The organism is Citrifermentans bremense R1 (assembly GCF_000426865.1).
In the GTDB taxonomy this organism is placed as follows: domain Bacteria; phylum Desulfobacterota; class Desulfuromonadia; order Geobacterales; family Geobacteraceae; genus Geomonas; species Geomonas bremensis.
Genome location: NZ_AUGE01000002.1, coordinates 68,125 through 80,277 on the forward strand (window position 1 = coordinate 68,125; position 12,153 = coordinate 80,277).

Annotated in this window: 11 protein-coding genes; 5 read left to right on the forward strand and 6 right to left on the reverse strand. The window is 59.5% G+C overall.

The genetic code is table 11. The annotated features are described in order from the left end of the window. Positions 1–3: 3 nt before the first annotated feature. Complete coding sequence (locus K419_RS0102705) at positions 4–294, reverse strand: hypothetical protein (protein WP_026840217.1); 291 nt, start codon at positions 292–294, stop codon at positions 4–6. Positions 295–467: 173 nt separating this feature from the next. Between K419_RS0102705 and K419_RS0102710 the strand changes: the two genes are divergently transcribed. The 4 genes from K419_RS0102710 to K419_RS0102725 all read left to right on the forward strand — a co-directional run bounded on the left by K419_RS0102710 (position 468) and on the right by K419_RS0102725 (position 5,037). Then, entirely contained in the window at positions 468–1,142 is a 675-nt protein-coding gene (locus K419_RS0102710; RefSeq protein ID WP_026840218.1) for an OmpH family outer membrane protein, read from the forward strand. A 251-nt stretch (positions 1,143–1,393) separates the two neighbouring features. Beyond that, positions 1,394–1,858, forward strand: a complete 465-nt coding sequence (locus K419_RS0102715) for a DUF2844 domain-containing protein (RefSeq protein WP_026840219.1) — start codon at positions 1,394–1,396, stop codon at positions 1,856–1,858. After that, positions 1,845–3,314, forward strand: a complete 1,470-nt coding sequence (locus tag K419_RS0102720; protein ID WP_026840220.1) for a DUF3443 family protein — start codon at positions 1,845–1,847, stop codon at positions 3,312–3,314. The genes K419_RS0102715 and K419_RS0102720 overlap by 14 nt, the downstream gene beginning before the upstream one ends. Positions 3,315–3,507: 193 nt before the next feature. Further along, a complete protein-coding gene (locus tag K419_RS0102725) occupies positions 3,508–5,037 on the forward strand; it encodes a S10 family peptidase (protein ID WP_026840221.1) in 1,530 nt (509 codons plus the stop codon). Positions 5,038–5,094: 57 nt separating this feature from the next. On the opposite strand, the gene K419_RS0102730 is transcribed toward K419_RS0102725, so the two are convergent. Further along, on the reverse strand, positions 5,095–5,859 hold the full coding sequence (locus K419_RS0102730; protein WP_026840222.1) for a DNA/RNA non-specific endonuclease: 765 nt from the start codon (positions 5,857–5,859) through the stop codon (positions 5,095–5,097). Between the two features lie 220 nt (positions 5,860–6,079). Between K419_RS0102730 and K419_RS0102735 the strand changes: the two genes are divergently transcribed. Continuing rightward, positions 6,080–6,967 carry a hypothetical protein gene (locus K419_RS0102735; RefSeq protein ID WP_026840223.1) on the forward strand — a complete coding sequence of 296 codons (888 nt, stop codon included), beginning with the start codon at positions 6,080–6,082 and terminating at the stop codon, positions 6,965–6,967. Here the strand turns inward: K419_RS0102735 and K419_RS0102740 are convergent. The 4 genes from K419_RS0102740 to K419_RS0102755 all read right to left on the reverse strand — a co-directional run bounded on the left by K419_RS0102740 (position 6,959) and on the right by K419_RS0102755 (position 12,152). Continuing rightward, positions 6,959–8,950 carry a (Fe-S)-binding protein gene (locus K419_RS0102740; protein ID WP_026840224.1) on the reverse strand — a complete coding sequence of 664 codons (1,992 nt, stop codon included), beginning with the start codon at positions 8,948–8,950 and terminating at the stop codon, positions 6,959–6,961. The two genes, K419_RS0102735 and K419_RS0102740, sit on opposite strands and share 9 nt — an antisense overlap. Before the next feature lie 39 nt (positions 8,951–8,989). Beyond that, complete coding sequence (locus K419_RS0102745; protein ID WP_026840225.1) at positions 8,990–10,300, reverse strand: electron transfer flavoprotein subunit alpha; 1,311 nt, start codon at positions 10,298–10,300, stop codon at positions 8,990–8,992. Between the two features lie 115 nt (positions 10,301–10,415). Beyond that, positions 10,416–11,228 carry an electron transfer flavoprotein subunit beta/FixA family protein gene (locus K419_RS0102750; protein WP_026840226.1) on the reverse strand — a complete coding sequence of 271 codons (813 nt, stop codon included), beginning with the start codon at positions 11,226–11,228 and terminating at the stop codon, positions 10,416–10,418. Positions 11,229–11,348: 120 nt separating this feature from the next. Then, positions 11,349–12,152, reverse strand: a complete 804-nt coding sequence (locus tag K419_RS0102755; RefSeq protein ID WP_026840227.1) for a GNAT family N-acetyltransferase — start codon at positions 12,150–12,152, stop codon at positions 11,349–11,351. Position 12,153: the final 1 nt, after the last annotated feature.

Sequence of the window (12,153 nt, forward strand, 5' to 3'; positions counted from 1 at the left end):
CCGCTACGTCCTCGGCTCGGTCCTGGTTATGGTGCTGCGCAGGTTCAGCCCGAGGAGGTTGGACGCCTCGCGCATGGCGTTTCTGTAGCGCTCACTGAAATGTGCGATAGCTTCTTCCCGGTTTTCCTCGGCATCGAACGGCAATTGGGTGCGCACCAGTACAATCAGGATTTCTTCCAGTGCGTCGCTTTTCTTTCTCAGCTCCGTTATCTCACTCAGCGATTCTGCCAGTAGATCACGGTCGGCGGCACCTGCTTCTATCGATGACTTCAGTCTCTGTGTTATATCGGGCATACGACGCTCCTCCTTGAGGGGGGAATGGTAACAGCGGCAAGTATTTGAGTCAATATGCATTGTCCTTTGACATGGATAATTGAATTAAGCTCACTTCTTGTTTGCCAAATAGAAGCAAAGGCACTATGCTCTCTCCCCTGCAGTCATCACTAAAAAGCTAAGAGGACCCATACATGAACAGGTTCGCCGCATTGCTAATCGGTTCCGCCCTCACCTCCCTCATCGCCAGCCACGGTTTTGCCGCGGATGCTCAACCGTCAGCCGCAGCACCCGCGACGCAGGCGCCGGCAGAAACAGCGGCGACTACAGCTCCCGCAACCCCGGCGGCGCCCGCAACGCACCCCCCCGCAGCTAAAGACGAGAAAGCAGCCCAGGCTCCCACTGCTGGAAAAGAGGTGAAGGTCGGCTTCATAACCCTGAACAAAGTTGCTTCCGAAACCGCAGAGGGAAAGGCCGCCACTGGCAAGCTGAGCGTGCGGTCCGCCAAACTGCGCGAAAAAATCGATGCAAAGCAAAAGCAGCTTGAGAAGCAAAAGGCCGCCATAGAGTCGAAGCTTCCCACCATGACCCCGAAAGAGCGCCAGACCAAGGGGACGGAATTCCAGAAAAAGGTCGAGGACTTCCAGAAGATGTTGCGCGCGAGCGAGTCGGAAATGGCGGAAATGCAGGAAAAACTGACCAGCCAGGTCTATGCGCAGATAAAAGAAGCTGCGGCCGCTTACGGCAAGGCCAACGGTTTCGCCATTGTGGTCGAGGAAAAGGCGGTGCTCTACCTGGCGGAAGAGCTGAAACCCAAGGACCTGACGGCCGAGATCATCCAGTACATGGACAAGAAACCCGCGAAGTAATATTTAGCAACAGCATGCTTTACGCGAACAGGGGCCTTCATGGCCCCTGTTCTTTTTTCACCCTCGTTTTACCGACTCTTCATTTTGCCCATTCCTTTAGCATCTACCTTCCAATCTAGTTTCAAAGCTTTGCATCACAAACCTTCCCCTTCCTGAAAAACCTGTTGGCATAAAGGAAAATTAATCTTGCGTGATACAATGGAAAAGTTTTTTTCTGGGAGCCAAATTTCACTTAGAACTCGGGGGCGGACATGGAAGTTAGACGCGGCATTACACCTTTTTGTATGGTTCTGGCGCTGCTTTGGGTAGCCCCACAGGCGCAGGCAACGCTCGGAGAGAGGGGCGATTCCATCGCGAAAGACAGCAAAGCCTTATCCACGGTCACCCGCAGCACGGTTCAACGCGCCAGGTACGCAGTGCAGGAGATGACCTCGGAAGCGACAGCAGTTCGGGAGTTCCTGACACCGGAAGGGGTGGTCTTCGCCGTCGCCTGGAACGGGCTGGTCCATCCGGATCTCACCCAACTGCTCGGCTCCTACGACCAGGAGTACCGGACGGCCCTCTCCAAACAGCAACGCAAGCGCGGACACAGGCAGACCCAGGTGAAGTCGAACCGCGTCGTGGTCGAAACATGGGGTCATATGCGAAACCTACAGGGGAGGGCCTACCTGCCTGGACTGTTCCCTCAAGGAGTGAGCCTCAATGAGATCCGTTAACCTACTGGCGATTTTGACCTTCCTGCTGTCGTTCATCATCATGCCCGGCTGCGGCGGTGGAGGCGGAGCCCCCCCCCCCGCTCCGGCTCCGACTCTGAGCTCCGTAACCGTCACGCCGGCCAACTTCTCGCAGGACATCGGCGCGTCGACACAGTTCACCGCCACGGCAACCTTTTCCAACGGGAGCACCCAGGACGTTACTTCTCTTGCCACCTGGACCTCCTCGGCGCCGGCCGTCGCCACCGTAAGCGACGCCACCGGGGCCAAGGGGACGGTGACCACCGTGGCCGCAGGGAGTTCGCTGATTACCGCTTCATTCGGCGGCCTTACCGGCTCCACTACGGTAACCGCGTCGCCGGCGGGGGTTCCGGCGAACGTGATGGCGGTATCGGTCAACGGCGGGCTCTGCTCTGCCGGGAGCTACCTGAACAAGCCGTGCGTGAGCGTAACGGTATGTACCCCCGATCTATCGGCCTGCCAACCGGTCGACGACATCTTGCTTGACACCGGGAGCTATGGCCTGCGGGTATTCAAAGAGGCAGTTGGAACACTGCCGCTACCTCAAGTGACAAGCGGCAGTGGCTCCCTCGCCGGGTGCACGCAATTCGTAGACCAGACTTCTCTTTGGGGTCCTATCGTGAGGGCATCGGTAAAGCTCGGTAACGAGCCTGCGGTAGAGATCCCGATCCAATTGATCGACTCAACCTTCAGCGCCAGCCCCAGCTACTGTCCCGGCGCAGAGCCTAACGCGAGATCAGCACGCTTTTCCGGAATACTGGGCGTCGGCGTACTCACCGAAGATTGCGGTCAAGACTGCGCCGATTTTGCAGAAATCGGGATCTATTACCGTTGCACCGGCACCACTTGTGTCAAAACTACTGTCCCCCTGGCAGATCAAGTGCAGAACCCGGTGGCCCACCTGCCGTTGGACAATAACGGCCTGATAGTGCTGTTGCCATCGGTTCCTGTAGGTGTCGGCGCCCCATCCGTCAGCGGCTCGGTGATCTTCGGCATTGGAACACGCAGCAACAACACGCCGGCCTCGCCCATCGTGTTCCCGACCGATCAAAGGGGCGACATCAGCACCATATTTAACGGCGTCAAGACGACAGGCTTCTTCGACACCGGCTCGAACGGTTTGTTCTTCCCCAACGCAGACGACTCGGTTCTCCCTGTCTGCGCCGACGGGAACTCCGACTGGTTCTGCCCGCCCGCCACGCGCGCTCTGTTCGCCACCAACGTCGGCATCGGGGGAACCCCCACCAACACTGTAGGGTTCAACATTTCCAATTTCGTCACCCTGGCCAATTCCCCTAACAACGTCTTCAACGACGTCGGCGGCCCCTCGACCTTCGGGTTCGACTGGGGCCTCCCCTTCTTCCTGGGACGAAGTGTCTATTTCGGCCTTGAGCAAAAGAGCTCCACCCTCGGCAACGGTCCCTACGTCGCCTACTGACCGAACCCTCCCACCATCGTCCCAACAGCACCTTGCCGCCTGCAGCGGGGCAAGGTGCTTCTTTTTCTACCCTATGCCGCGCTTTCGTTAGAAGGTTTACTGTGATAGATTCATGGGAGCGAAAAGCTGTAATAATGTCGATGCGATGGCAGCGGACCCTCGTTTCGGGCCCGTTGCGGTTGGGAGGGATACCTTGATCAAACCTTTGCTGATGCTCCTCGCTTTATCGATGGGAACCCTGCTACCGGCGACAACGCTTTGGGCCGAAACGGCTGCCTCGAAAACGGCGGAAGGCGCCGCCAAGTCAGAATCCCGACCAGGGTCGGCAACGCCTGGGCGGACGGTCACAACCGCCCACAGCACGCGCATTGCCGGCAAGGAGATCAGGTACCTTGCCACCGCCGGAGAGCTCCCCCTGGTCAACGATGCCGGAGAGGCCGAGGCGCAGATCTTCTACGTCTCCTACAACGCAGAAAAACGCGATGCCAATCGGCCGTTAATCTTCGTCTTCAACGGCGGACCGGGAGCGGCCGCGGTATGGCTGCACCTTGGGGCCATGGGACCCAGGCGGGTACAGATGCTCCCTGACGGCAACATGCCTTCGCCCCCCTTCCAACTGGTAGACAACGAACAGGGATGGCTCGATCTTGCCGACCTCGTCTTCGTCGACCCAGTCGGCACCGGCTACAGCCGGGCGGCAAAACCGGAACTGGCCAAAAAGTTCAGCGCCGTTCAAGCCGACATCGACTCACTGACGCGGTTCATCAGGCTTTACCTCAGCAAGATCCAGCGTTGGGGAAGCCCGCTCTTTCTGGCTGGCGAGAGCTACGGGAGCTTCCGGTCGGCAGCGCTTTCTGAATCCCTTCTGGAGCATGGCATCGCCTTGAACGGGGTGTTGCTGATATCGTCCATCCTCAACCTGCAGACCGTCTCCTTCGACTTCGGCAACGATCTCCCCTACTCCCTCTTCCTTCCCAGCTACACGGCAACCGCCTGGTATCACAAGAAGCTTGCGCCCGAGTTGCAGGGAGACCTGGAACGGACCCTGGCAGACGCGGAAAAATGGGCCGCAAGCGACTACCTGACGGCGCTGAACCAGGGGGACCGCCTCGATCCGGCGGCACGCCGCGCCGTGGCCGAAAAGCTTGCCCGCTTCACCGGCCTTAGCGCCAGTTTCGTGGAGAACCGCAATCTGCGCATCGACAGCCGGGATTTCGCAACCGAACTGTTGCGGGGCGACGGCAGGATCACCGGCATCATGGATACCCGCTTCAGCGCCCCGAACACCGCCCCGAGCAAATCGTTCCCCTTCGATCCCACCGTGAGCACCATACGCTCGCCCTTCACCTCCACCGTCAACCTCTACTTGCGGGATGAACTCAACTACCACAGCGACCTGGAATACTTCGTCCTTGGAGGTGGCATCGGGCGCTGGGACTGGGAGACGAAGAACAGTTACGCCGACACGAGCGAGAATCTTCGTGACGCCATGGCGAAAAACCGCTACCTCGGGGTGTTCATCGCCTCCGGGCTCTTCGACCTGGCGACCCCGCATTTCGCGACCGACTACACCGTGGCGCATCTCGGGGTCGCACCGGAGTTGAAGAAGAACATCACCGTGCGACGTTACCGCTCGGGGCACATGATGTATCTGGAAAAAGAGTCACTGGCTCAGTTGAAAAAGGATGCGGCCGAGTTCATCGGCGCCGCGGTGAAGAGATGATAAAAGGGACAGGCTACTTTTGAGATCAAAAAGTAGCCTGTCCCTTTTTCCTATTTTTTATTGCCACAGAGCCTCGGGCTTGGGGATCTCGATCATGTCCTGCTCTTCCTGTGGGAGGGTGGAGAAGAACTCAAGGCCGGTCAGCTTTTCCACCTCGCGGACCGGAACCAGGTACTTAGGCATGTCGCGGGTGTCGAGCGGACTGTTGGGCATGACCACCGCGATGGCTTCGTGCCTTACCGGATCGAGGACCACTTTGAAAAGAGCATCCGGTACCGCCACCTTATTGCGGCCAATGGTTTTCACTTCACCTTCGCCGTAGATCGGCCCGCTGTAGATGTAAAGTTCCCCGCGCTTCTCCACCCACTGGCGCACCTTCTTTTCCAACTCGGCCCAGATGCCGCGATTCATCCCCTCCCCCGCCTGGGGAACCATGTTGGATAGATAGAAACTCTCCGACATGGCGGCTGCATCCCATGCCATGTCCGCCGCTGGGGCCATGTGCCCCCGGTCGTATCCCGATCCTTTGTAGTCAGACAGTTCCGCCCGCTGCCCTTTGGGCAGTTCCGCATCAGGCACGAAACGGTCGGAGCGCTTCAGGACCGCCTTTAGCCGCTCCCGTGTCATGCGCTCCGCGACCCAGACCGGGGTCTTGCGCTGGGCGTCGTGCGAGAGCAGGTATCCCTTGCGGCAAAGGAGATCGCCAGAGGTGCCTGGGACGCCGAACTGCGTGTACTCGCGGCAGTCGTTGAGGGGACCAGCAAAGACGGAAACGGTGGTAAACAGTACCAGCAACAGGGAATGAAGACAGAGTCGACGCATCAATACCGCCAAAGAGGAAGGTAGGCCGGTCAAAACCGGTTGCTGACAGGCGCGCAGTGTAGCAGGAGTACTTTGAGCGGTCCAACATTATCTGGGATCTCTAAGCAGGTCTGCATCAGCAGGCAAAAAATCCGTGGGGAGGTTTACATAGAAGAAATATGTATTATCATAAGAACCAGAATTAGACAGTTCTAACAATATGCGAGAGGTGGTACTGACAATGTACCAAGGACTTAAGACGGGTATCGAAGGGAGGCAGGAGGTAGAGACTGCCTACGAAATAGCGGTCAAAGAGCAGGCTGCCGAGGTAATGGCAAAGCTCGCCCACACAGTCAGAAGCAACTCCAAAAAGCACGGCTCTTTGACTCCCGGAGAGATGCTGACAGTTCTGATCAAGGACCTGCCTGAGAGTGTTCAGAAGGCGGTGCGGACCAGGATGCCAAACGATGCGGCCTACCGGGACATCAAGACTATCATGACCTCTTCACGTCAGATCTTTTTCTACTCCCTGGCGCACATGTCGGCCACCGACGCCGAGGCCAAGGGTCGAATAGAAGAGACGAAGCTCATAATCGCCGAAAAAATACGTCGAGACTCCCGGGTCACCATTTCCCTCACCCCCTTGAACGCGATATATGCGCTGTGGCCGGAGATGCGGACGGTCAAGATCTGCTCCATCATGAACGAGATGCAAGCCCAGGAATGCTACCGCGACGTGAAAACGGTCTCCGCCTGCAGCGGCGCGCTCTACCTCTACAGCGACCGGCACATCACCGACAAATACGCCGTGCTTCTGGCACGGACCGCCGTCAACGACACCTGCACCACCATCGCGCATACGGTGAGGGAAGAGTCAAGGATCTACCCCAGGCCCATCAATATCACGGCCTTCACAAGCCAGGTTTTCGGCATTCCACCCGCTTCACTAGAGCCCTGCATAGTACGGGTCCTGAACCATCCCGAATTCACGGACATAAGGAAATTGATCCACCCCGAAACCCAGGCGGTGTATCTCTACTCCAACCAGTACATGAAAGAGGACCATGCCTTCTCCGTCATGAAGTGGCTGGAGGAAACACCTTCCAAGCGCAACGCTTCTTTATTTTGATGTCTTGGGGAGGGCCTGGGCCACCAACTCGGCTAAGTCCTTTACCTGAACCCCGGCGCCAGGCACCTCCTTCACCCCGTCTTCGAACATGGTCATGCAGAAAGGGCAGCTGACGCAGATGGTGTCCGGTTTCAACGCCAGCGCCTCCGCCACGCGTGCCCGGTTGATCGGCGTTCCCTCGTGCTCCTCAAGCCACATCCGACCGCCACCTGCGCCGCAGCAAAAGGCTTTGTCGAGGTTGCGTTCCATCTCGCCGGCCGCCGTACCGGTTACCGCCTGTACCACTGAGCGCGGGGGCTGGTAGACGTCGTTATGGCGCCCCAGGTAGCAGGAGTCGTGCAGGACCAGGTTTCCCAGTTCCTCCATCTTTCCCTCCAGTTGCAGCTCACCCGAAGCAAGAAACCCGGCGATCAACTCGCTGTGATGCAGCACCTCCAGTTCCAGCCCGAATTGCCGGAAATCGTTCTTGAGCGTGTTGTAGCAGTGAGGGCACTGGGTAATGACCTTGGTTACCCCCTTCTCCCGGAACTGCGCCACGCTTTCCCGCGCCATCAGGTCGAAGAGGTATTCGTTGCCCAACCGGCGCACGCTCTCGCCGCAACATTTCTCCTCCCTGCCCAGGACGCCATAGGAGACGCCCGCAGCGTCCAACACCCGGGTCAGGGCGACGCTCACCTGCTTGTTCCGGGCATCGAAGGCGCCCGAGCAGCCGAGGAAGAGGAGGTACTCTGTCTCTCCCGCCACGAAAGGGCGTAGCTCCAGTTGAGAGCTCCACTTGCTCCTTTCCGACGGGGCCATCCCCCAGGGATTGGAGCGCTGCTCCATATTTTCGAAGAGGTTCAAAAGCTCGTCGGGGAACTTCGCCTCCATCTGCACCAAGTGCCGCCGCATCTTCACGATCTTCGGGAGATGCTCGATGAAGACCGGGCACGCCTCCATGCAGGCGCCGCAGGAAGTGCAGCTCCAAAGGGCGGATTCCGGGGTCGCTCCCTTCTTCCCTTCCCCTATCAGCGAGACGGCTCGTTCCGCCTGAGCGTCTCCGGCAAGCTTCTCCAGCACGGTCCCGTTTTGCAGCAGGTTCTCCTTAATGGCATGGAGCACCTCCCGCGGGTTGAGCGCCTTTCCGGTGGCGGCAGCCGGACAGGAGTCATGGCAACGGCCGCATTCGGTGCAGGAGAAGGAATCGAGCAGGTCCTTCCAGGTGAGCTGGTCAACTGTTGCCGCTCCGAAAATGTTCCCCTCGCTGAACTCCTCGCGGGGCTGCGTGTTGCTCTTGCCCATGGTGCGCAAGAAGACATTAGGTATGGCGGTAAGTATATGCATGTGCTTACTGTAGGGGAGATAGTTCATGAACCCCAGCAACACCACGGCATGGATCCACCAGAACACGCTGACGGCGAGATTAAGCTGGTCCGCGGCCAGGCACGAAGATAAAAGGCTCGCGAAGATGCCGGACACAGGAGTAAAGGGAGAGGCAGTACGCACACCGGAAGCGATGAGGGCGCCATTCATCCCGAAGAAGGCAAGCATCAGGAGGGCGATCATGGAGAGGATGAAGTAGGCCTCGCAGGTGCGCGCCCCCGGAAACGGCGGGTTTATGCTGCGGCGCACGGCTGCGACAGCCACCGCGATCAGTACCGCCAGCGAGCAGATATCGAACAGAAACGCCAGAGCGTCGTGCAAAGGTTCAGGCAAAAGCGCAAAAGAGAGGCCCGGCAGTATCCCGGATACCAGGAATTCCAGATTCGCCACGGCCAGCACCAGGAAGGCCCAGAAGATGACCACGTGGTTGAGGCCGAAGGGGCGGCTCATCACCCTTTTCTGCCCGAGGGCATAGACGAGCATCTCCTTGAAACGGGCCAGCGGCTGGTCGAAGCGATATTCGTGCTTCCCGATGGCCACCAACACCAGCCGGCGGTAACAACTGAAGGCAAAAGCAGCCATGGAAAGGGACAGCAGGACAGAGAAAAAAATATGTTCCATAGGTATGACTCCCGGCAGGATCGAAGGTTTACTTGCGCTTCAGCTTCTCAGTTGTTTCATCTCCCGTACCCCGGCGGTCAGGGCCGGCACCACCTCAAAGAGATCCCCAACGATGCCGAAGGTCGCCACCTCGAATATAGGCGCTTCACGGTCGCGGTTGATGGCGACGATGACGTCGGAATCCTGCATGCCGACCAGGTGCTGAATGGCGCCGGATATGCCGCAGGCGATGTAGATCTTGGGCCGCACCGTCTTGCCCGTCTGCCCCACCTGCCGGTCCTGCGGCAGCCACCCCGCGTCGACCGCGCTGCGCGAGCCGCCTACCACCCCGCCCAGCTCCTCGGCGAGTTCCTCCAGCAGCGCGAAGTTTTCCTTCGCCATCAATCCCCGGCCGCCGGAGACGATGAACTCGGCGCCAGCGACATCGACCTTGTCCTTCCCCCCCTTGTCCGTGATCACCTCCAGAACCCGTGTGAAGATGGAGGACTCCGGGATAGGGCAGCTCTCCGGGATGGTAATGCCCGTCGCACCTTGACGCTGCTGCGGCATGGGCATGACATGCGGGCGCACGGTGGCCATCTGGGGGCGGAAGCGGTCGCACATGATGGTCGCCATGATGTTGCCCCCGAAGGCCGGACGCGTCTGCATCAGGTTCCCCTTGGCGTCGATCCCCAATCCGGTGCAGTCGGCGGTGAGTCCTGTCTTGACGCGGGTTGCCACCGCACCGGCCAGGTCGCGCCCCATACCTGTCGCCCCCATGAGGACCACCTGGGGCTTGTGCTTTTCGATCAGGTGACACATCGCCGCGAGGAATGGCTCAGTCCGGTACTGGCGGAACACCGAGTCGTTGATCATGTAGGCCTGGTCAGCGCAGTAGCTGAAGGCGGTGTCGGCTAAGTGATCCACCCCGCTCCCTATAATGACCGCCGAGAGCGGCACCCCAAGCGTGTCGGCAAGCTCGCGCCCCACGCCGGTCAGCTCCCAGGAGACCTTCGCCGCCTCCCCGTCGTTTTGCTCGACGAAGACCCAGACCCCTTTGTAGGCAGCCACACGACTGCGGCGCTCCAGCTCCTCTTCGTCGATCTCCTCGCCCCCGTGCTTCTCGAAGCTCGCGATTATGGCCAGCTCTTCCGGGGTGTAGAACATCTCCAGCGCGCCCGCCGGGCAGGCCTTCACACACTTGACGCAGCCGATGCACTTTGCCGTCTCGATGACAGGTTCGCCCTGTTCGCTCATCTCCACGCCGTTTATCGGGCAGACGCTCTGGCAGCGCGCGCCGCAGGCGATGCATTTCCCCGCTATCACCCGCGCTTTGCCGCGAGGCCTCTTCACCTTTACTGGTTCGCTCATTTGGTCACCTTTTTATTGCCGATCTTTGTAGTGAGGCGCTTCGTGGCGTGGCACTTCGTAAAGGGGACAGGCTACTTTATTTTTTGAAAAACCAGCCTGTCCCCTTTGGGGTGGCCTATACGGAGAGCATGTCACCCTGGACCAGGCGGTCGAGCAACAGACGGGCCGCTGCTATGGGATCGTTCAGGCCGTCGCCTATGATCTCGCCTTCCTGCCGCTCCGGAGAGAAGATGCGGCTTACCCAGGTGGGGGACCCCTTGAGGCCGACGCTGTTCACGTCCAACTGCAACTGCTCGTTGCTCCACGACTCCACCTCGGCCTTGGCGGATGCCAGCCGCATCGGCACCGTCGGGTAACGTGGGCGGTTCAGCTCCCGAACCACCGTGATCATCGCCGGCAGCCGAGCCTCTACGATCTCGTAGCGCCCCTCCAGCTTACGACGCACTGTTACCGTCTTCGCATCAAGGTCAAGCTTTTCGATCCGGTCCACCAGGGTCAATTGGGAATATCCCAGGCGGACCGCGATCCCCGGGCCTACCTGTGCCGTGTCGCCATCGATAGTCTGCTTGCCGCAGAACACGAGGCCGACCTCTTCGCTCTCGCCCAGTTTCCGTATGGCCGCAGCAAGTACGTTGCTGGTCGACAGCGTGTCCGCGCCGCCAAAAGCCCGATCCGAAAGGAGGATGCTGCGATCAACACCCAGAGCCAGCGCCTTTCTCAGCGTCGCTTCGGCGTTGGGGGGACCCATGGAAAGCGCCACGCTCTTCAACCCGTGGCTGTCCTTGAGACGCAGGGTCTCCTCCAGCGCATGGGTGTCGTAAGGGTTGACGATGAACGGGATCCCGTCCCTCACCAGGGTGTTGGTGACGGGATCGATCTGCACCTGCGTCGTATCCGGGACCTGCTTCAGGCAGGCAATTACCAGCATGTCTGGCCTCCTTGTCTCTTATAAACTCACCGCCGACCTCAGGCTGGCACCGTCTTTTGACTGCCCTTGAGCTACGTTCCCACTCCTCACCCAAGCCTTCCCCCTCCCTGGCTCTTCTCCTTACCCCATGCTACCCATGCTAGCCAGCGCGAAGATCTTCTCGTTGTCGTAGCTCGGCTGCGCTCCCAGGTACATGAGCGTGTTGCTGCCGGCTATGGAGAATTTTCTCTTGGTGAGCATGGCGGCAACGGCGAGATTCCCGGCGGGAACATCGAGAAAGACGGGTCCCGATAGTCCTCCAAGGGCCCGGTTCAACAGAAGCTCCGCCTGAGTTTCCCTAAGCGCCCCCCACGGCCCGATCTGCGTCCCCTCTTCCCAAGGTTGGCAGCAAAGAAAGGAGTGCTCTCCGCAATAGCTCCATCCGCGGCCGACGGTGACATCCAAAAGCCCATCCCGCCGGTCACCCCACCCTGCCCGATCCACTTCCCGCATGGTTTGCAGATCCTGATGTACCAATCTCTCCGCGCTGGATTCGTTTCTCCCTGTCCCTTTCCAGCGGTTGATACTGTCGATGGGAAGAAAACCGAGCTTCCGGTACAGACCTACTCCTTTGGCTGAGGCGGTTAGCCACACGGTCGCCACCCGGGCCGAGAGGAGGGCATCGAGGGCACCTTCCATCAGCTTCGCGCCGATACCGCGCCTGCGCGCCTCGCTCGTTACCAGGAGGTTGCCGATCCAACCGCTGTTCTCGTGCCGCAGCGACGTTATGTAGCCAAGCGTCTTCCCCTCCTCGCGCCAGGCGAGGCACCCCTGGGGGAAGCTCTGCAGCAGGAACTGAAATTCCCAGGCCCCGCAGATCCACCCTTCCGCAACGGCCATGGCTATGAAGGAAGGTATGTCGGACTCGACGAACGGTTCGATCATC

Bases quoted from the DNA above. Each gene is read 5' to 3' on its own strand.
- K419_RS0102705 (WP_026840217.1), bottom strand. From the start codon at position 294: ATGCCCGATATAACACAGAGACTGAAGTCATCGATAGAAGCAGGTGCC.
- K419_RS0102710 (WP_026840218.1), top strand. From the start codon at position 468: ATGAACAGGTTCGCCGCATTGCTAATCGGTTCCGCCCTCACCTCCCTC.
- K419_RS0102715 (WP_026840219.1), top strand. From the start codon at position 1,394: ATGGAAGTTAGACGCGGCATTACACCTTTTTGTATGGTTCTGGCGCTG.
- K419_RS0102720 (WP_026840220.1), top strand. From the start codon at position 1,845: ATGAGATCCGTTAACCTACTGGCGATTTTGACCTTCCTGCTGTCGTTC.
- K419_RS0102730 (WP_026840222.1), bottom strand. From the start codon at position 5,859: ATGCGTCGACTCTGTCTTCATTCCCTGTTGCTGGTACTGTTTACCACC.
- K419_RS0102735 (WP_026840223.1), top strand. From the start codon at position 6,080: ATGTACCAAGGACTTAAGACGGGTATCGAAGGGAGGCAGGAGGTAGAG.
- K419_RS0102740 (WP_026840224.1), bottom strand. From the start codon at position 8,950: ATGGAACATATTTTTTTCTCTGTCCTGCTGTCCCTTTCCATGGCTGCT.
- K419_RS0102745 (WP_026840225.1), bottom strand. From the start codon at position 10,300: ATGAGCGAACCAGTAAAGGTGAAGAGGCCTCGCGGCAAAGCGCGGGTG.
- K419_RS0102750 (WP_026840226.1), bottom strand. From the start codon at position 11,228: ATGCTGGTAATTGCCTGCCTGAAGCAGGTCCCGGATACGACGCAGGTG.
- K419_RS0102755 (WP_026840227.1), bottom strand. From the start codon at position 12,152: ATGATCGAACCGTTCGTCGAGTCCGACATACCTTCCTTCATAGCCATG.